This is a genomic window from Bacillus sp. ms-22, assembly GCF_009759805.1.
Lineage (GTDB): Bacteria > Bacillota > Bacilli > Bacillales > Bacillaceae > Bacillus > Bacillus xiamenensis.
The window spans coordinates 773,780-792,230 of sequence record NZ_CP046653.1 but is presented as its reverse complement, the minus strand read 5'-3'; the positions used below and the strand labels follow the sequence as shown (position 1 = coordinate 792,230).

The window sequence follows — 18,451 nt, the reverse complement described above, 5'->3', positions numbered from 1 at the left end:
CTTCTTTTATGACTCTAACGACTTCTTTCTTTTCAACAAGGCTTGAAATGTCTCATCCAGCTCCAGAGAAGGCTCTATACTTAAACGGCTGAGCACGTCAGACAGCTGCATACCTATGATCAAAAGCTCATCTTCTTTCCTTGTAGCAGCTGGCTTTTCTTCCTTTTGTTGATATTCTTCATATGTGCTGAAATGGCAGGAGCGAGTCCAGCAGCTTGAGCGTAAATGGGTGGGACGCTTCATATAGTTCGTCCGTTTTACAATCTTCCACCACGGTTCCTTCATGTAAAAAAAGAAGCCGATCACATAGATAAACTGCTGCTTCTATATCATGGGTAATCATAAGGATGGTCATGTCTAATTCTTGTTTTAACGTTTCGAGCAGCTCCAATATTTGCACCTGAACAGACACATCTAGTGAGCTCAGCACTTCATCTAGTATGAGAATGGACGGATTCGTTGATACTGCTCTTGCTATGCAAACTCGCTGCAGCTGACCGCCGCTTAACTGATGAGCATATTGATTCAGCAATGACGAAGGCAGTCTGACTTGTTCAAGCAGCGATAATACCTTCTGATCCACATTCTTTCCCTGCTGTAACAATCGCATAGGTTCAGCAATGATCTCTTTCACCGTAAAAGCTGGATGAACAGAAGATAGATAATCTTGAAATACCACACTCATTTTTCCTCGGTTCACCTTCCGCCATGTATGTGCCTGCCTTCCGTCAACCTGTATCTCGCCGCCATCTTTCTTTTCTAAACCGAGCAGGATACGTGCTAAAGTACTTTTGCCACTACCGCTCTCTCCCACTACCCCAACACATTGTCCTTTTTCAATTTGAAATGAGACGTTTGAGATTCGTGCTTTTGCTTTCTTCTGATGAGAAAAAAAACCCTTCGTCTCCCCATTTTTTTGTAATTGATGAACTGTGATTAACATGGGGCTGCCTCCATTCTGTTTTGCTGCCTCAATGCTTCAAGGGGCTTAGATAAACGGAGTCTCGTCTCTAGTAAATGCTTTGTTTGGGGATGTTGCGGTGATGTGAATATCTTCGCAGCTGAGCCATGCTCAAGCATCACTCCTTGATGCATCACTAGCAACTCGTCTGCGATCGCCTGAACGACGCCTAAATCATGCGAAATGACGATCAAGGCGGCACCTGTTTCTTCTTTCATCCGCTGTAATTGCATGATGACTTCACGCCGATTGTATGCATCAAGCGACGCAGTTGGCTCATCGGCAATGATCACATCAGGAGAAAGCATCATCGTAATGGCAATCATGACACGCTGAAGCATACCACCAGACAGTTCATAAGGATATGTTTTCATCAATTGATATGGATTTTTTAAATGGACACTTTCCAGTCCAGCGATGGCATGTAATTCCCCTTCTTTCCCACGCAAACCCAAATGCTGATGAAACGTTTCAATCATTTGATGTCCAATCGTTTCAATCGGGTTAAATGCATTCATGGCATCTTGTGAGATGAAGCCTATTCGTTTCCCTCTCCATCCCTTTACCGTCTGAGTTGTCAATTTCTCACCGTCAAAGATGATCTCTCCATCCACCTTTAGCGAAGGAGAGATCAGGCCAATTAACGTTTTTGCAATGGTTGATTTTCCGCTTCCACTTTCACCGATTACGGCTAAACAGCGTTGTCGATGTAAGGAAAACGTGATATTCGCTACCAAATGGCTTTGCTGTACTGGATCATGTACGGACAGTCTTTTTACGTCGATAAAAGGCAAATCGTCTCCCCCCTTTTTTGCTGATAGGATGCATGGCTGGGTTCATGGTCTGCTGAAGGCTGTCTCCTAAAAAATTCAAGGCCATGACCACAAATAAAATCGCCATTCCAGGTGCCAGCATATGACCCGGGTGTGTGACCATCACATTCTTCGCCTCATTCAGCATCATGCCCCACTCCGGTGTAGGTGCACTCACACCCAATCCAAGGAAGGACAGGGCGGAAATATTTAAAATGACCCACCCGGCATCGAGTGTAGCAAAGACAGCGATTTCTCCTGAAATGCGAGGCAATAAATGTTTTCGAAGAATGTAAAAGGATGAACCTCCGGATACTTTTACAAACTGGACCGATGGTTCATTTGTATATTGAAGGACTGACGACCGGATCATCCTCGTATACCACGCCCATTTCGCAAGGACATTGGCCAAAATAATATTGACAAGCCCTGGTCCCATGATCCCCACAACGGCCAAAATCATCACCTCAGCAGGAAATGACAGGATGACATCACATAGTCTCATTAAAACGCCATCCACCTTTCCTCTAAAAAGACCAGCCATGAGTCCAAGTATAGTTCCAATGAGCATTGTGATACACATCGTGAAAACAGCCGCAAGCATTGTTGTCCGAATCCCAAATAGCAGACGCGATAGCACACACCTCCCCAAGTGATCCGTACCGAGCGGGTATGTGAGGCTTGCCTTAGCATATTTGTCTAAAACATTCGTGTCAGCCGGGTCATGTGGAGCGAGCATCGGTGCAAACAGCCCAGCTAATGCGATAAGTGCTAAGATCCAGATAGACAGCACAGCCATTCGATCTTTTCTTAACTGATCCCACCCTCTCATGATGTCTTATACCTCCTTTTTCAGTTGCGGGTTCATGATCATTTGCATGATATCAGCCATGAGATTGCAAACAACAAACAAGAACCCCATCACAAATAAATAGGCTTGAATAATCGGGAAATCAGCTTGAAAAATAGCTTCCACACACAATCGACCAACCCCGGGCCAAGCAAACAGGTTTTCTATAATGACGGTTCCTGCAATGAGTTTTGGTATCGACATCCCAAGTGCTGTAATCGCGAGCTGAAGGGCATGCCTCAAAACTTTCAATTGGATGGTTCGTTCCTTTAAACCGCGAGCTCTTGCATAAAACACAAAGGGCTCTTGATGAAACTTTAGAATTTGATTTCGAATCAGTCTGACATAGGTTGATATGTAGCCAAGTGATAGAGTAATAGCAGGTAGAAAAATGGATTTGATTCCTTCCATTCCACTCGTATTGACCCAGTTGAATTTGACAGAAAAAAGCCAGATAAACAAAATGCCTAGCCAAAAACTAGGCATTGAAGATGCGATAAATATAAAGGCTCTAAGGACTCGGTCCACCCACGTATGAGCAGCATATGCACAAATCATTCCGAGTAACAAACTCGACACAATGATGAGAAAGAGGGCTACTCCTGCAAGCTTTAATGTTGCAGGTAGCGCCTCCATGATCAGATCAAACACTGGCTCATGTGTGACATAGCTGCTGCCAAAATCACCTGTTAATCCATCTTTAAGCCATGTGGCATACCGTATGAAGAATGGTTGATCTAAGCCTAGCTCCTGGCGCATCGATTCAATCATCTCTTCTGTCGGGGTGACTTGATTCACCCGCAAAGCAACTTCAGCTGGATCACTTGCCCGTATCGTCAGTAGCACAAAGGCAAAGAAGGTGATGAAGATAATAAGTGGAAACAGCAGCAATATTCGTTTTAACAGATAGCGTGTCATGTCTATGCCTCCGCTTTATGACGAAAAATACATCCGGTCAAAGGGAATTTCATACTGTGAAACATGAAAACCTACACCTTTAAGACGTTTATTATAAACGGCCTTTGTCACAGAATAAGAGATTGGAATGTAGACATTTTCATCATGAATATACGTGAAGATGTCTCGGTACATTTGTTTCCGTTTTTGCTCATCTGGCTCCACCAATACTTTCGTAATCGTCTGATCCAGCCACTTTTTCTTTTTCAATCCTAATTGGGCTTGATAATCGGCATGGGATGCCACACGGAATGAAGAAATGTAGGTTTGTGGATCATAAGGAAGACCCCACGATAGAGAGTACATTAGATCAAATTTCCCTGTTTTTTGGCGATCCAAAAATGCCTGTTTTTCTTCTCCTCTAATATTAAGCTTGACCCCAACCTGTTTGAAATCTTGTTGAATCGATTCACTTATCGTTCTTTCGCCTGCATTATCGGAATTATAATAAATAGTCACGCTCAGTGGTGTGCCATTTCGATAGCGATAGCCGTCTTCTTTCAGCTTCCAGCCTGCTTCATCCAGTATTTTTTCTGCTTTCTTTTTTTGATAGGTTTTCTTTTTCAACGGAATATCTGCGTAAGGAACTGACGGGGCAAGCAGTGTGTGTGCCACCTGTTCCGTTCCATTTAGAATACCTTTTGTGATCATGTCTTTTTGGACGGCGTATTGAAACGCTTCTCTCACTTTCGGATCTTTTGTGATGGGCTGATTTGAATTGATTACGATAGACCTAGAACCAACTGGAGGACTCACGGTCACACCGTATTGCCCCCCTTCCTTTAATACCTGAAATGAGTCTCCGTCGATCATGTCACCATCTGCGCCAAACAAGAGATCAATCTCTCCTTTTTGCAGTGCGAGTAAAATCGTTTGATGATCCGGCATCACTTTCCACTTCACTGTTGAAATCTTTGGCTTCTTTCCCCAATAACGATGATTCGTTTTAAAGATGGCATATTGATTTTTTTTATGTTCCTTCAACACATAAGGACCAGTGCCTGCATAACCTTTAACTCCCTTTGCTGTCGTGCCATCCACGAAGCTGTTAGGAGAAATAAAACGGAAGGGACGTGTTAAGCCAAGCTCCTCTAATGTGGGATAATAGGGCTGTTTCAATTTGAGAACAAATGTGTGTTCATTTACTGCCTTTGTCGATTGAATTTCTGAAACAAGATTGAGCCAGGCGTTCTTTTCAATATTTTCGACGACAGCATCAATATTCATCTTCACTGCCTGCGCATTAAATGGCGCACCATCTGAAAAAGTCACGTTTTTTCGAAGGTGAAACGTGTAGGTCTTTCCATCTTTTGAAATATCCCAGCTTTGGGCTAGGGCAGGCTGAATTCCTTTTTCAGTATTCACGACAAGTGATTCAAACACCATATGTTGAGCGGCCATCTCCCCGCCATATAAATGGGGATTGATGTCCCTGATATCTTTTGTACTTGCATACACCAGCTCATTATCTTCTCTTCCATGTAAACTGGAAGATGTCTTATTTTCAGAGCAGGATGCCAATAGAAAGCAAGCCATGACTGAAAACAGCATCAAGGTATATGTCACATAGGAATGGGCTTTCTCATCTTTTTGCTTTATGTAAACACGTCGAATCCTCATATGTACTTCCCCCACATTCTTTTATCGTAATCATTACGATTATTAATCGAAATGATTACGAATTGAATAATAGCATACAGAAATGGGAAATACAATGTCTATTTTCATTAAAAAACAGACTCATGATTGAGTCTGTTCAGATTGTTGACAAAGGGCTAAAATGATCTTGATTTTAGTCCTTTGTCTTCTTTTCAGCGTGACCTGAGAACCTTTGCAGTCTAGGAAGGACGAGTACCGGCGCGGAGCGAATTTAAGATTCGTGAGCACCGGAACGCAGGACTGACAAAGAATGCGAGGGTTTGTCTACACGCTGGACAGACTCATGATTGAGTCTGTTTCGCTTGCATTAATTGATCAATGACACGTAATGCTTTGTCTGTACCCCCTGCTGTTTGGAAGCTTTCTTCAATTTTTTTAATTCCGGCAAGATACGTGTTACTTCCCAGTACTTCTTCTACAGTGTCTCTCAGCTGCTTTGCTGTCAGCTGGTCTTTATCGAGCGCACGAGCAGCGGACAATTCCGTCAGTCTTTTTGCCACCATCGGCTGATCTTTGTCCACTGGGATGACGACCATCGGGACATGAAAATGAATGCTTTCATTGACACTGTTCATCCCGCCGTGAGTGACAAACACATCGGTCTGTTCAAGGACTTCAAGCTGCGGCACATAAGGCTCGATGATAACATGCGAAGGCGCTTCTTTTAGGAGGGACATATCAATTTTTTCACCTGTTGCCATGACCACTTTGCCATCAAAGTTTGCAAAGGCATCTATACACATATTAAAAAATGACTCTGTATCTCCAAGAACTGTCCCCATCGAAATAAAAATAACCTTCTCCTGTTCAAGTGCTTCTAGCGGGAAATCATGCTGATCTGCCCGTTTTTGAAAGCTCGGCCCAATGAAGACAAATGAGTCGTTCAATGCATCAACAGACGGCTGAAAATATTCGCTCGTATACACCATGTTCAGTTCTCCACGATTTTTCATCAATTGCATCAAATGTTTGGGCTGTACTTTAAAACGATCCTTTATTTGTTCTAGTAAATGCGCAGCCTTCTCATCCTTGCGATAAAGAGGTGTGTCAAAATGCGCCTCTTGCAGCACAAAAGATGGATTCGATCCGATACCAGGAATGTGCAAGTAATCTCGCACCAGTTCGCCTGCTCCAAACATATCAAAATAGACCAAATCAAATGTATGCTGCTGAGAAAGTGTATCCACCACTTCTAGAATATCTAATGACGTTTGCAGCATGGCATGGAAAAATGGCTGCATGGACTCCAAATCGCCTTCATTCACACTCAATGTCCGAATATAATCTGGATGGATATGTACGTGAGCGCCTAAGCGTTTGATTCGTTCCTGATAATGTACAGTTGTCACCACATGCACTTCATCTCCTCGATCCGCCAATGCTTTTATGATTCCTAACATTGGGTTCACATGTCCTTCAGCTGGGAACGTAATTATTAAAATCTTCGCCACCAGAATCCCCTCCTCATTGTCAATTCCCTTCCATGTTAATCATATACAGTCAGCTGGCTCAACAAATACGCCTGAAAAGGGAGGCAATGAGTCTTAGGGCCAATATTTTAAGCGGATCACAGAAAAAAGACAAAGCCTCCTGTTACATGCTTTGTCTTTTTTCTATTATTTTTTGAGCAGCATTTGTTTAAACACCGCGGACTGTTTTTCAATTGAAGTCGGATCAGCATAGATAAATTCATTGATTGAATAGTACAGAACATGTCCTTGTTGCACTGCTTTGTTTTTTTCCATAAAACCCCTCTCCTTATGGAGAAGGCTGTGAGAGACACTTGTTCTATCGGGAAATAGATCAAGCATAAGCTCGTAGAACGTATAATAGACATGACTTAAAAAAACACGATGAATGTTATTTGAATTGAGGACAGTTATTCAAACATTAAAATTTTAGGGTCTTTATCGTAACAGTGAACAAGCATAGCGTGTAATTGCCCCCTATGATGATAAACGTGTGCTAATATCTCTAACAACCATTCATACCTTGTATATGTCACATCCCAATATGAGGTGGTACGGGATAGTAGTTCTTTGTCTGATAAATTCATATAATTATTTTTTAATGAATGAAAGTTGGTAATTAAGCCATTTTCTATTGATTCTAAATCTTTGTATGATACATTAGAATAAAATTTTTCCATCTCTTCTTGGGTAGCCTCATTAGAAATACGCCAGTCAGCTTCACAAATGATAGCAATGTGTTCCAACAATTCTCCGATAGACTGCTTATGAGATGTTGGTCTTTTTTGCAGATCATCTTCTTCTAATTTACTTATTATTTTTATTAATGTTTTAACAGCTACTTCAATTTGATGTAAAACACTTTCACAATTCATTAGTCCCTCCTTATGAAAAAATTCTTCCCTGCTAGTAGAACAATAAAAAAGCTTCAATGTGCAATGATTTTATACTCATTCAATACATTATATCTTTTGTGTTGCTTACTTTTAAATATAGCGTCTTTCTTTCAGGCTAGTAAAACAATAATCTCTGTTTACTACTAAGTGGCCGTACATCATTCACAACATATTCTGAAGAACAGGTGAAGTTCCTCTCAAATCACTCACAAAAAAAGCTGAAAACCCTTTAGAATAAGGATTTTCAGCTTTTTTTAAATGATAAATCGAATCTATAGACGCGCTCGGAGGGATTCGAACCCCCGGCAGACGTGGTACCGGAAACCACCGCTCTATCCAACTGAGCTACGAGCGCACGATATGTTTTTTGAACGTCAGCATATCAAATTATAAGGGAAATGATGCAAGAAAGCAATGATATTCTGACAGCATCAAAAAAGAAGCCTGCACCGAAAAGATGCAGACATGTCAGATTGTAGAGAAACTCATGTTTTTCTACAATCTTTTTTATTTTCAGCGTAAGTATGATGGATAAGATTGAATGAAAAAGGCCTCCCACACACCTAGCCTAACTTCGCTAGGTGTGTGGCAATCTTCTTCATGTTCTGACAGGCAGCTGTGAGAAGCACTTGCTCACTCACATTTTGTTTTCCCCTCAACCGGCAGTAGCGAAGCCCATGCAGTTGTTTTGAATCTGCAAAGCTTCGCTCTATTTTTTCTTTTCTTTTTTTGTATAGCTCTTTTCCAGCGGGAGACAGACGATTTTGTCTGACCTTTTCTTTATGTTCCTCCCACACATGTCTTGAGATGACCTTTTGATGATTTTTAGATCTTGTACAGTTTTCAAGAAAAGGACACGAAGCACATTTTTTGGGATCTGATTTGTAGAACCTATAGCCTTTTCGATCAGTTGTGGTATATGAAAGCTTTTCACCATTCGGGCATATGTAGTGATCGTGTTCAGAGTCATACTGAAATTTCCACTTCTCAAATAATCCTCTTGTTGGATGAAAGCGTCTATGTGCGATAACACCAAAAATACGTCGATCGGATAAACCTTTACAGATTGGGGTTGTCAAATAACCAGAATCAAGGGCAACAGCTTCTACTTGAAAACCAAATCGTGCGATTTGGTGATCCAGTCGTTCAAGATATGGTACAGAATCGTGGACATTACCTGGTGTGACATGAGCATCAGTGATGATATTGTACTTCATATCTGTTGTACGGTGGTCTAGGTAGAAAAAGCCTTCTGGCTTGTTTTCACGATAAAGATAGCCACTTTCAGGATCAGTCTTACTTTGACGAATGTCTTTTTCCGTTTTCACCTCCTCTTTTACCTTTAAGGGCTTTTTTCCGTGTGCCATCCGATCTTCTTGGATCGCTTCTTCTAAATCATTTATATAGTTCTGGGTATCTTGTTCAATCGTTTTTCTCGTATATTTATGTTTATTGGCATTGGCTTTAAGATGAGTTGAATCAGTAAAAAGAACGCGGCCTCCTACCATATCATGATTGATAGCTTGAAGCACGATCTCGTCGAAAATGTCTTGAAAAATCGTTGTATCTTTGAATCGAGTACGACGATTCCAGCTAATGGTCGAGTGATGAGGAACGGGGTCATTGATGTTCAAACCTAAAAACCATCTATACGCCATGTTATAGTAAATTTCTTTTTCAAGTTGTCTTTCAGAACGGATACCGTACAGGTATCCGATAAACATCATTTTGAACAAAATAAGTGGATCAAGAGAAGGGCGACCTTTATTCTCGCTATAATACGGTCTTACTTTATCTACGATAAATGAAAAATCAATGTACTGATCAATTTTACGAAGCAGGTGATCCTCTTCGACCAGTTGATCTAGTAATACAAATTCGGCTTCGTGCTGAGAAGAATTTCTAGTGTGGAACATGAGAAAAACACCTTCCTTTAGTGGGCTTTTCTCTATTATAAAATGAGGGGATGGAAACTTTAAGGAAAAAATTAAAGCTGTCGAGATTTTCTCGACAGCCTGACCGAAAAGATGCAGACATGTCTTCTTATGCCATTTTCACAGATGCAATAATTTTTCGTTCCATGTTTTCATTTACTTCATCAACTGTTTTCACAAGACAGATGATACCATCAATAAACGGCCAAATGAACAGTGTTAACCATCCTAAAAGAAGCATGGTCACTGCATACCCTTTTTTCTCATCTAGGTAAAAACGATGAATAGCAAACGCTCCAAAGAACCACCACAAAAGAAATACAACTAATTTCGACTTTTTCTTGGTTTGCAGTTCAGTTGAGACAACAATACGTTGCTGATCAGTCAAACCACTTTTTTCTAAAAGCAAATTATCCACTCTGTTTCCTTCTTTCTGACTACAAATAATTATTCCATAGGTAATTTTACCTCACAACAGAAAGTTTTTCCATATTTTTTTAAAACTTTTCCATGGTTTAAGAAATTTAATTTTGGGAAAAATAACATGTGGCTGTCGAATTTTTTGATTGCATTTTGTTTGACCTTTATTGACCAAAAATGTATCATTGAATTACATACTTACCTAAAAGGTGAAGGAGGAACATTATGAATTTAATACCTACAGTCATTGAGCAAACAAATCGTGGGGAAAGAGCCTACGACATTTATTCTCGTCTTTTAAAAGACCGTATTATCATGCTTGGTTCTGCAATCGATGACAATGTTGCCAACTCCATCGTGTCACAGCTTCTTTTCTTAGAAGCCGAAGATCCAGAAAAAGATATTTCTATCTACATTAACAGCCCTGGCGGTTCGATCACAGCTGGTATGGCCATTTACGATACGATGCAATTTATTAAACCAAAGGTATCAACTATTTGTATTGGTATGGCTGCATCAATGGGTGCGTTCCTGCTTGCTGCTGGTGAAAAAGGTAAGCGTTATGCCCTTCCAAATAGTGAAGTGATGATTCACCAACCACTAGGCGGTGCCCAAGGTCAAGCAACAGAAATTGAAATTGCGGCAAAACGAATCCTTTCTTTACGAGATAAACTGAACCAAGTACTTTCTGAACGTACTGGTCAGCCAATTGAAGTGATTGAGCGCGATACAGATCGTGACAACTTCAAAACAGCGGAAGAAGCTCTTGAATACGGACTCATTGACAAAGTCTTGACCCGTAATACAGACGAACAAAAATAATGACAACACAAACCGTCTGCTCTTTGAACAGACGGTTTTTTGTTGTTCAAATACGTTAAGACAGCTCTGTCCATTTCTGCTGAAGAGCAATACCTCATCCGCAATGGCTCCCATTCATCCAATTCGTGAGCCGCCGTATACAAGACGGATTCCTTGCTTTGCCATATAAGCCCCCAGCTCGACAGCTTTTTGTTTGTAGATGTCATTCACACCTGAATTCGACCCAGCAAACACACAAATCGTTTTCATCAAAACAGCTCCATCTCTCTATGATTTCTTCACCCACTCATTCTCCTATACTTGATTGTAAAGAAACAGCCGTTCCGTCTATATATAGTGTGAAATCAAAAGGTGAACACCATATAAGGAGATGTATAAAGAGCATGCAAACAACTGAGATGGAGAAATGGATCAAGGATTTTTATAACATGAGAAATTGGACGGAATACGGGCCGTTTATCAGGCTAGGTTTCCTGATGGAGGAAACGGGAGAACTCGCTCGTGCAGTCAGAGCAGTAGAAATCGGGCGTGATCGGCCTGATGAACAAATACAAGCAGCATCCGAGTTAAAAAAGGACCTTGTTGAAGAAATGGGAGACGTGTTAGCGAATCTACTCGTTCTAGCTGACCTCTATGATGTCTCATTAGAAGAAGTCTTCTCCTCCCATCAGCAGAAACTCACTCAGCGGTTTTCTCGTGAGACAGAGCAGGCAAAAAGCACGTGACTTGTCGGTCACGTGCTTTTTTCATCGTCTCATAGATGCTGTGGTAAGATATCATCCGTTCGTTCAAAAATAGAAACGGCAGCCACATTAGAAAGAGAGACCGATCAGCAAGGTTCAACGCCACAAACATCAAAATCGGTGCCATGGCAGCAAGCGGAATCATGGATGCATATGGTTCAAATAACATTAAGATCAGCAAGACGACGATGCCATGCACGACACCTGAAATCGGACTTGCTCCGCCATTTTTGATGTTCGTTGCCGTTCGGGCAATCGCCCCAGTTGCTGGAATCCCTCCGAAAAGCGGTGCTGCCATATTGGCAATTCCTTGACCGACGAGTTCCTTATTGCTGTCATGTTTAGAACCTTTCATATTGTCAGCAACCATCGCAGACAAGATCGACTCCACTCCGCCTAAAAGCGCAATGACAATAGCCGGCGGCAAGAGGTCCATCATTTTTTCAATCGTTAGTTCAGGAAAAGCGAAGCTTGGCAACTGACGAAGAATTTCGCCATATGCAGAGCCAAGGGTTACAACTTGTCCTTGGAAAAAGAGAACGGCTACAAATGTTGAAGCTAATAGTCCTAATAGAGCACCAGGTATTTTGGGAATATATTTTTGTGCCGCCAAAATCACGATAAGCCCGATGACGGATGTGATGATGGCAAGACGATTTGTGGTCCCGAGATGAACCACGATTTCTCTCATAATGAGAAAACGATGAGAGAAAATGTAAGCATTTTCTCTATTTTGACCTTTATACCGCTTCAGCACAGGCGATATGTGGCTTTTGCTTTCAAACGATAGCTCTCATCTCACCAAAAGACGATGAAAAGGTTTAGTAGAAAATGGCCATCCCGTTTAATACACTTCAAATATAATAAATTTTCTACCAAAAACTCTAGATCTACTTTCCGGTTTGTCAAATTATCTCTCGAAACATCTGCCATTTTTCTATGACACATCTACTAATCACTCATTTTTCTACATCATAAAAAGACATCAGTTGGCCGAGGAATTTACTCTTTCACTAAAAAAACGTCTTCTTTCCCGTTATTTCAGTATATTAAATATTGAACTGCTCATATTCAAACGTGTACTGCCAAAATGGTTGCTTTATAATAAAAAGAGAAAGATGCCCATGTGAAAGGAGCGAATTGACTGTGAAACCACATATTTTTGTCGCCAAACCCCTGCCTGCCTCTTTTGAAGACATGCTAAAGGAACATTGTACATACGAGGTATGGCAATCAAAGGACCCTATTCCAAGAGATGTTTTATATGAGAAGTTGCAGAAGGCTGATGGCCTTTTAACATCTGGCACGAAAATTGATCAAGACTTATTAGATCACGCACCCCAACTCAAGGTGGTGAGCAATCATTCAGTCGGCTATGACAATTTTGATCTAGAAGCGATGAGACAAAGAGGGGTGATTGGGACGCACACGCCTTACACACTCGATCATACCGTTGCTGATCTTGCCTTTTCGCTCATTCTCTCTTCTGCAAGAAGAATTGCCGAGCTTGATCGTTTTATCCGCGAGGGAAAATGGACGGAATTCGTGCAGGAGGAAGATATGTTCGGCATTGATGTCCATCATCAAACGCTCGGCATTATTGGGATGGGACGAATCGGAGAGCAAGTCGCCAAACGAGCTGCTCATGGTTTTGATATGAACGTCCTCTATCATAACCGAAGCCGGAATGAGAAAGCCGAATCGGCATACGGCGCTGTGTATTGTGCACTTGATGATTTGCTGAAGCAAGCGGATATCATTGTGTTAATCACACCGCTGACTGACGAAACGTACCACCTGATAGGAGAGCGGGAATTTAAATTCATGAAGCAGACCGCTTTATTTGTGAACATCTCCCGCGGGAAAACTGTCGATGAGAAAAGCCTCATCCAAGCATTGCAGGAAGGGTGGATCAAAGGAGCCGGCTTGGATGTGTATGAACAAGAACCGCTTCAGGAAAATCATCCTTTCATGGAGATGAACAATGTCACTCTTGCCCCCCATATCGGTTCTGCTACTGAAACGACAAGAGACCTCATGCTCAAACGAGCCATTCATAATGTGATTCATGGCATAGATGGCAAAGCCCCTGTTGATATTGTGAAGGAGCTTGCCACATCTTAAACGAAAACGGACGCAGGAAACTGCGTTTCAGATTGTTGACAAAGGGCTAAAATGAACTTTATTTGAGCCCTTTGTCTTCTTTTCAGCGTGAACTGAAAACCTTTGCAGTCTAGGAAGGACGAGTACTGGTGCGGAGCGAATTTGACATTCGTGAGCACCAGCACGCAGGACTGACACCGAATGCGAGGGTTTGTCTACACGCTGGGACGCAGGGAACTGCGTCTTTTTATTTATGTCATCTGGAGGGACTCGGGAGAAAAGTCTCATTTTCGCCAATCTCCTGATTCTTTACATTTCCTTCATGTGCGGGTGCTATAATATGAGGTAGACAAGCAACAAGAGGACGACATCCCATTTCCTTTTGAGGAGGATGAAGATGAAAAAAATAAGTTCGATTTTCACCATGTTTGCTCTGATCGCTGCCATTCTGTTTTCTGGATTTATCCCGCAGCAAGCTCATGCAGAAACACCTCTTACACCAACAGCCACAAATGAAACAGCTTCAATTCAGCTTGCACCAGACCTTCGCACCCTTGCCGTCATTAATACATTTGATGGTGTAGCTGATTACCTGATCAGCTATAAACGACTGCCTGATAATTACATCACAAAATCTCAAGCGAGCGCTCTCGGATGGGTGGCATCGAAGGGGAATTTAGCGGAAGTCGCACCAGGAAAAAGCATCGGTGGAGATGTTTTTTCTAACCGGGAGGGACGTCTTCCTTCAGCAAGCGGCCGAACATGGCGTGAGGCTGACATCAACTACGTCTCTGGCTTCCGTAATGCTGACCGCCTCGTATACTCAAGTGACTGGCTCATTTATAAAACAACCGATCACTATGCGACATTCACACGGATTCGTTGATCATTGAAAGAGACAGCCCTAAGTCAAACGGGCTGTCTCTTTCATGTGGTTTATGGAAGCAGTTTTTGTACGTACTCCTCAAACGGTTGTGTGAGTGGTTTTTTTAATACTTCATCCTGTTCATGTGTGGTGACATGATCTTCTGTCACGACAACACGCCCTGTAGGTGTCAGCTTTGAAGCAAGTGGTCTTTTGTTAAAAGGCGAAGCTTCATTTTCATAAATCTCATGCCGGAGCTGCTCTAATGTCCCTTCACCGACTTCTTTTAATGTGAAAGCATAACCTGTCACAGCGCCCGCTCCCCTGTCCAATTGGAGTAAGTGGGTGCCTTTTTCTGTTTCCTCTGCTTTCACTCGAAAACGAATGGACGCTGCTTCCACCCATTCACCTGTAAAAGGCACGGGCTGAAGGGGGACATTCACACCAAACCCTGCATCAATGAGGAAAGGCTCGTGGTTCTGTTTAAGGACTATGGCTACATGCGTCCCATCAATTGCCCACTTCTCCGCTTCTTTGTGATACACGGTCCCTTGAACGAGCTGTACAATGAGGCCTGCCTCTTTTAACACATAATATAAAAGTGGATTAAGGTCATAGCAGAGCCCGCCTCTCTTTCCTTCAAGAAGATGCTGCTTCAGTCCTTCTTGATCCAAAGCATAGGAATGTTTATTGAGCACAGATCTATTTTCAAAAGGAAAGGTATAGGCCATCTTCCTGAGTACATCAGGCAACTGTTCAAACGTAATAGACTCGGCCTCGCAACCAATTTTCTGCAAAAAAGCTGTTTGGATCATCAACATCCCCTCCTGAAAAAAACTGAGCCTTTGAAGAGACTCAGTTTTCTTGATTGATAAAATCTGTTAACGCATCAATGGCTTCCTGTTCATCTGCACCATCTGCTATCAGTTTGACGGTAACCCCAGAGCTGATCGCAAGACTCATAAGCCCCATAATACTCTTTGCATTGACCTTTTTTCCATCTTTCTCTAGAAAAATATCAGCACCAAAGCGATTGGCTTCTTGAACGAACAAAGCAGCCGGACGTGCCTGTAAGCCTGTTTTCAGCTGAATTGTGACCGTTTTTTCCACCATATGATCTGCCTCCCTTTTTTATTTCCCTATTTGAGTGTAACAGCTTGTCCGTTTCTTAATTGTTCTGCAATTTGATCTAGCTTTCTTAGACGGTGGTTAATACCTGATTTGCTGATCTTGCCGCTTTCCACCATTTCGCCAAGTTCCTTTAGTGTGACTTCTTGGTAGTCAATACGCAGTTTCGCAATTTCACGCAGCTTATCCGGCAGGGCATCAAGTCCAATCTTTTCATCAATGAATTGAATGTTTTCGACCTGACGCAGTGAGGCACCGATTGTTTTATTCAAGTTTGCTGTTTCACAATTAACGAGCCGGTTCACGGAATTTCTCATATCTCGGACGATTCGCACGTCTTCAAAACGAAGCAATGAGTTATGAGCACCTACGACACTTAAAAACTCCGTAATTTTCTCAGCTTCCTTCATGTACGTAATATACCCTTTTTTGCGTTCAAGTGTTTTACTGTTGAGATGGAATTGATTCATCAGCTCACAAAGGGCATCATTATGTTCCTTGTATAGTGAAAAAATCTCAAGGTGATACGAAGAAGTTTCTGGGTTATTCACAGAACCGCCTGCTAAAAAAGCACCTCTCATATAGGAGCGCTTGCAGCATCTTTTCTTCACAAGTTCCTCTGAAATATTGCGCTCAAATACAAATTGTTCACCTAATATTTTTAAATCCTCTAAAATCGGTTTCGCTCGTTCTACCAGTCTGACAATATATACATTATTCTTCTTTAATCTCATTTTTTTACGAACGAGCAGCTCGACTGTGACATCGTATTTCTTTTTCAACAGGGTATAAATACGTCTTGCAATGGCTGCGTTCTCTGTCTGTATATCTAAAATCAATTTTCGATTAGAGAAAGATAATGAACCGTTCATACGGATGAGGGCAGAAAGCTCTGCTTTTGTGCAGCAGTCCTTCACGTCCAGATTAGTCAGCTCTTTTTTTGTTTCGGATGCAAATGACATCCTTGCCACCCCCATTCCTATTTTTTCTGATGCAGCAATTCGACGAGCAGTGAGGCTACTTTCAGCGTATCGTGACGAATGACATTCTGATCATATGTAATGATTTCTCCACGGATGACTTCTAGTCCCATGGCTTCGAGTACATCAGTGTCGAATTGTACAGGCTGCGCCTGCTCTTCTGCATATTTTGCTTTGATTTCTTCTGGAATTTCTTTATTGTTTACAAAAATCGTATCAATAAATGGCCGGGCCATATGATCGTTTAGTGCCTGCACATGATCAGCTGCACTGTAGGAAAGCGTTTCCCCTGGCTGCGTCATGACATTGCAAATATACACTTTTTTCGCCTTAGACCGAATCACTTCTTCTCCAATATGCGGGACAAGCAGGTTGGGCAAAATACTGGTATACAAGCTGCCAGGACCGATGACGATCAAATCAGCCTCACGGATGACTTGAATAGATTCGGGCAGCGGTTCAATCGTATCAGGTGTAAGAAAGACTCGTTTAATTCGTTCACCATAGGTCGGAATTTTCGATTCTCCTGTCACCACTTGCCCGTTTTCTAATTCTGCATGAAGAACAACACTTGAATTCGCTGCTGGCAATACTTTCCCTCTCACATTTAAGACCTTGCTCATTTCAGTGACGGCATGAAAAAAATCACCGGTTATATTTGTCATGGCCGCAAGAATGAGGTTTCCGAGAGAGTGGCCTGTTAAGTCATTCCCTTTATTAAAACGGTGCTGAAATAGATCTTCAACAAGCGGTTCAACATCAGAGAGTGCCGCAAGTACATTTCGAATATCGCCTGGGGGCGGAATATTCAAATCATGACGAAGTCTCCCTGAGCTGCCTCCATCATCAGCAACCGTCACAATGGCGGTAATGTCCACTGGCTTTGTTTTTAGCCCTCTGAGTAAAACAGATAAGCCAGTGCCGCCGCCAAGAATGACAACCTTTGGTAGTGTCGTCATCTATTTTCTACTTCTCTTCTCAATGTCCCGGTGAGTGACATGTGTATAGTAATCGTTTTTAAAATACTCCGCTAAATAGTTGGCTAGCGTTACGGAGCGATGCTGGCCGCCTGTACAACCAATGGCGATCACAAGCTGGCTTTTCCCTTCTCGTTTATAGGACGGAAGCATAAAGCTGAGAAGGTCGATTAATTTCTCCGTGAATTTTTGCGTTTCACTCCACTTCATGACATAGGAGCGTACTTCTTCATCATTTCCAGTCTGTGGACGCATACTCTCGATATAGTAGGGATTCGGTAAGAATCTCACATCAAATACAAGATCAGCATCAATCGGCAGACCATATTTAAAGCCAAATGACATGACATTCACTGTAAACACTTGCCCCTGATTCGTGGCAAAGTGTGTGACAATCTTTTCTCGAAGCTGTTTTGGTTTCAAATCCGATGTATCAAAAATCATTTGAGACCGGCCCTTTAACTCCTCTAACAGCTCGCGCTCCATGGCAATCCCTTCAAGCGGCAGACCTGTTGTCGCAAGCGGATGCGAACGTCTCGTTTCTTTGTATCTTGAGACAAGCACCTTATCGTTTGCATCTAAAAAGAGAACCCTTGGTGTAATCCAGCCAATATCGCTCATATCATCTAAAGCAGCAATTAAGCTATCAAAGAATTCGCGTCCGCGCAAATCCATCACAAGGGCTACCTTGCTCATCTTTGAATTGGATTCCTTCATGAGCTCTAGAAATTTCGGTAAAAGTGATGGCGGTAAGTTATCCACACAGAAGTAGCCTAAGTCTTCAAAACTTTGGATGGCAACGGTTTTCCCCGCACCTGACATCCCTGTTATAATCACAAGCTGAATATCATCTTGTTTGTGCGTATTCATGCCTG

Annotated in this window: 19 protein-coding genes, 1 tRNA gene and 2 pseudogenes; 4 read left to right on the top strand and 18 right to left on the bottom strand. The window is 42.1% G+C overall.

Features of this window, described 5'->3' with window-relative positions; genetic code table 11:
• Positions 1 to 178: 178 nt before the first annotated feature.
• The 11 genes from GPA07_RS04060 to GPA07_RS04010 form a co-directional block, all read right to left on the bottom strand.
• Positions 179 to 943, bottom strand: a complete 765-nt coding sequence (locus GPA07_RS04060) for an ABC transporter ATP-binding protein (RefSeq protein WP_008361781.1) — start codon at positions 941 to 943, stop codon at positions 179 to 181.
• Positions 937 to 1,755, bottom strand: a complete 819-nt coding sequence (locus GPA07_RS04055) for an ABC transporter ATP-binding protein (RefSeq protein WP_071168530.1) — start codon at positions 1,753 to 1,755, stop codon at positions 937 to 939. Before GPA07_RS04055 ends, GPA07_RS04060 begins: the two co-directional genes overlap by 7 nt.
• Positions 1,718 to 2,605 carry a nickel/cobalt ABC transporter permease gene (gene opp1C, locus GPA07_RS04050; RefSeq protein WP_157292064.1) on the bottom strand — a complete coding sequence of 296 codons (888 nt, stop codon included), beginning with the start codon at positions 2,603 to 2,605 and terminating at the stop codon, positions 1,718 to 1,720. Before opp1C ends, GPA07_RS04055 begins: the two co-directional genes overlap by 38 nt.
• Before the next feature lie 6 nt (positions 2,606 to 2,611).
• On the bottom strand, positions 2,612 to 3,541 hold the full coding sequence (opp1B, locus tag GPA07_RS04045) for a nickel/cobalt ABC transporter permease (RefSeq protein ID WP_157292063.1): 930 nt from the start codon (positions 3,539 to 3,541) through the stop codon (positions 2,612 to 2,614).
• Between the two features lie 15 nt (positions 3,542 to 3,556).
• Positions 3,557 to 5,200: a nickel ABC transporter substrate-binding protein gene (nikA, locus tag GPA07_RS04040; protein WP_157292062.1), complete on the bottom strand. Its 1,644-nt coding sequence runs from the start codon at positions 5,198 to 5,200 to the stop codon at positions 3,557 to 3,559.
• A gap of 320 nt (positions 5,201 to 5,520) precedes the next feature.
• Positions 5,521 to 6,690: a macrolide family glycosyltransferase gene (locus tag GPA07_RS04035; protein WP_083381117.1), complete on the bottom strand. Its 1,170-nt coding sequence runs from the start codon at positions 6,688 to 6,690 to the stop codon at positions 5,521 to 5,523.
• A 165-nt stretch (positions 6,691 to 6,855) separates the two neighbouring features.
• Positions 6,856 to 6,984, bottom strand: coding sequence for a hypothetical protein (locus GPA07_RS18995; protein ID WP_268557951.1), 129 nt, complete (start codon positions 6,982 to 6,984; stop codon positions 6,856 to 6,858).
• A 134-nt stretch (positions 6,985 to 7,118) separates the two neighbouring features.
• On the bottom strand, positions 7,119 to 7,583 hold the full coding sequence (locus GPA07_RS04025; protein WP_008361975.1) for a DinB family protein: 465 nt from the start codon (positions 7,581 to 7,583) through the stop codon (positions 7,119 to 7,121).
• 300 nt (positions 7,584 to 7,883) lie between these two features.
• A tRNA-Arg gene (locus GPA07_RS04020) sits at positions 7,884 to 7,959 on the bottom strand.
• A 208-nt stretch (positions 7,960 to 8,167) separates the two neighbouring features.
• Positions 8,168 to 9,520: an IS1182 family transposase gene (locus tag GPA07_RS04015; RefSeq protein WP_157292061.1), complete on the bottom strand. Its 1,353-nt coding sequence runs from the start codon at positions 9,518 to 9,520 to the stop codon at positions 8,168 to 8,170.
• A gap of 127 nt (positions 9,521 to 9,647) precedes the next feature.
• The gene (locus GPA07_RS04010; RefSeq protein WP_008361976.1) at positions 9,648 to 9,956 is read right to left on the bottom strand and encodes a TM2 domain-containing protein; all 309 of its coding nucleotides are present in this window, start codon (positions 9,954 to 9,956) and stop codon (positions 9,648 to 9,650) included.
• A gap of 227 nt (positions 9,957 to 10,183) precedes the next feature.
• Here GPA07_RS04010 and clpP point away from each other — a divergent pair, with 227 nt between their 5' ends.
• Positions 10,184 to 10,780 carry an ATP-dependent Clp endopeptidase proteolytic subunit ClpP gene (clpP, locus tag GPA07_RS04005; protein WP_008361979.1) on the top strand — a complete coding sequence of 199 codons (597 nt, stop codon included), beginning with the start codon at positions 10,184 to 10,186 and terminating at the stop codon, positions 10,778 to 10,780.
• A 117-nt stretch (positions 10,781 to 10,897) separates the two neighbouring features.
• Here clpP and GPA07_RS04000 read toward each other — a convergent pair.
• Positions 10,898 to 11,029, bottom strand: a pseudogene (locus GPA07_RS04000) (TIGR00730 family Rossman fold protein); the annotation flags it as partial.
• Between the two features lie 134 nt (positions 11,030 to 11,163).
• Between GPA07_RS04000 and GPA07_RS03995 the strand changes: the two are divergent.
• Entirely contained in the window at positions 11,164 to 11,505 is a 342-nt protein-coding gene (locus tag GPA07_RS03995) for a MazG nucleotide pyrophosphohydrolase domain-containing protein (RefSeq protein ID WP_157292060.1), read from the top strand.
• 100 nt (positions 11,506 to 11,605) lie between these two features.
• Here GPA07_RS03995 and GPA07_RS03990 read toward each other — a convergent pair.
• Positions 11,606 to 12,214, bottom strand: a pseudogene (locus GPA07_RS03990) (SulP family inorganic anion transporter); the annotation flags it as partial.
• Between the two features lie 455 nt (positions 12,215 to 12,669).
• Between GPA07_RS03990 and GPA07_RS03985 the strand changes: the two are divergent.
• Both GPA07_RS03985 and GPA07_RS03980 read left to right on the top strand, forming a co-directional pair.
• On the top strand, positions 12,670 to 13,647 hold the full coding sequence (locus GPA07_RS03985; RefSeq protein WP_157292059.1) for a 2-hydroxyacid dehydrogenase: 978 nt from the start codon (positions 12,670 to 12,672) through the stop codon (positions 13,645 to 13,647).
• A gap of 376 nt (positions 13,648 to 14,023) precedes the next feature.
• A complete protein-coding gene (locus GPA07_RS03980) occupies positions 14,024 to 14,512 on the top strand; it encodes a ribonuclease (RefSeq protein ID WP_008361076.1) in 489 nt (162 codons plus the stop codon).
• Positions 14,513 to 14,562: 50 nt separating this feature from the next.
• Here the strand turns inward: GPA07_RS03980 and GPA07_RS03975 are convergent, their stop codons facing one another.
• From GPA07_RS03975 to rapZ, 5 genes are read right to left on the bottom strand one after another with little or no spacing between them, the layout of a single operon-like run.
• Entirely contained in the window at positions 14,563 to 15,306 is a 744-nt protein-coding gene (locus GPA07_RS03975; protein WP_008361078.1) for an arylamine N-acetyltransferase family protein, read from the bottom strand.
• A 40-nt stretch (positions 15,307 to 15,346) separates the two neighbouring features.
• Positions 15,347 to 15,604, bottom strand: coding sequence for an HPr family phosphocarrier protein (locus GPA07_RS03970; protein ID WP_008348124.1), 258 nt, complete (start codon positions 15,602 to 15,604; stop codon positions 15,347 to 15,349).
• Between the two features lie 26 nt (positions 15,605 to 15,630).
• Complete coding sequence (gene whiA, locus GPA07_RS03965; RefSeq protein ID WP_071168524.1) at positions 15,631 to 16,581, bottom strand: DNA-binding protein WhiA; 951 nt, start codon at positions 16,579 to 16,581, stop codon at positions 15,631 to 15,633.
• A 17-nt stretch (positions 16,582 to 16,598) separates the two neighbouring features.
• Positions 16,599 to 17,558: a gluconeogenesis factor YvcK family protein gene (locus tag GPA07_RS03960; protein WP_008361083.1), complete on the bottom strand. Its 960-nt coding sequence runs from the start codon at positions 17,556 to 17,558 to the stop codon at positions 16,599 to 16,601.
• Positions 17,559 to 18,446, bottom strand: a complete 888-nt coding sequence (gene rapZ, locus GPA07_RS03955; protein WP_198303850.1) for an RNase adapter RapZ — start codon at positions 18,444 to 18,446, stop codon at positions 17,559 to 17,561.
• Positions 18,447 to 18,451: the final 5 nt, after the last annotated feature.

Excerpts from the sequence above, each read along its gene's own strand:
- opp1C (WP_157292064.1), bottom strand. The coding sequence starts at position 2,605 with ATGAGAGGGTGGGATCAGTTAAGAAAAGATCGAATGGCTGTGCTGTCT.
- GPA07_RS18995 (WP_268557951.1), bottom strand. The coding sequence starts at position 6,984 with ATGGAAAAAAACAAAGCAGTGCAACAAGGACATGTTCTGTACTATTCA.
- whiA (WP_071168524.1), bottom strand. The coding sequence starts at position 16,581 with ATGTCATTTGCATCCGAAACAAAAAAAGAGCTGACTAATCTGGACGTG.
- GPA07_RS03980 (WP_008361076.1), top strand. The coding sequence starts at position 14,024 with ATGAAAAAAATAAGTTCGATTTTCACCATGTTTGCTCTGATCGCTGCC.
- opp1B (WP_157292063.1), bottom strand. The coding sequence starts at position 3,541 with ATGACACGCTATCTGTTAAAACGAATATTGCTGCTGTTTCCACTTATT.
- GPA07_RS04025 (WP_008361975.1), bottom strand. The coding sequence starts at position 7,583 with ATGAATTGTGAAAGTGTTTTACATCAAATTGAAGTAGCTGTTAAAACA.
- GPA07_RS03970 (WP_008348124.1), bottom strand. The coding sequence starts at position 15,604 with ATGGTGGAAAAAACGGTCACAATTCAGCTGAAAACAGGCTTACAGGCA.
- GPA07_RS03995 (WP_157292060.1), top strand. The coding sequence starts at position 11,164 with ATGCAAACAACTGAGATGGAGAAATGGATCAAGGATTTTTATAACATG.
- GPA07_RS04015 (WP_157292061.1), bottom strand. The coding sequence starts at position 9,520 with ATGTTCCACACTAGAAATTCTTCTCAGCACGAAGCCGAATTTGTATTA.
- clpP (WP_008361979.1), top strand. The coding sequence starts at position 10,184 with ATGAATTTAATACCTACAGTCATTGAGCAAACAAATCGTGGGGAAAGA.
- GPA07_RS04060 (WP_008361781.1), bottom strand. The coding sequence starts at position 943 with ATGTTAATCACAGTTCATCAATTACAAAAAAATGGGGAGACGAAGGGT.
- nikA (WP_157292062.1), bottom strand. The coding sequence starts at position 5,200 with ATGAGGATTCGACGTGTTTACATAAAGCAAAAAGATGAGAAAGCCCAT.
- GPA07_RS03960 (WP_008361083.1), bottom strand. The coding sequence starts at position 17,558 with ATGACGACACTACCAAAGGTTGTCATTCTTGGCGGCGGCACTGGCTTA.
- rapZ (WP_198303850.1), bottom strand. The coding sequence starts at position 18,446 with ATGAATACGCACAAACAAGATGATATTCAGCTTGTGATTATAACAGGG.
- GPA07_RS03975 (WP_008361078.1), bottom strand. The coding sequence starts at position 15,306 with ATGATCCAAACAGCTTTTTTGCAGAAAATTGGTTGCGAGGCCGAGTCT.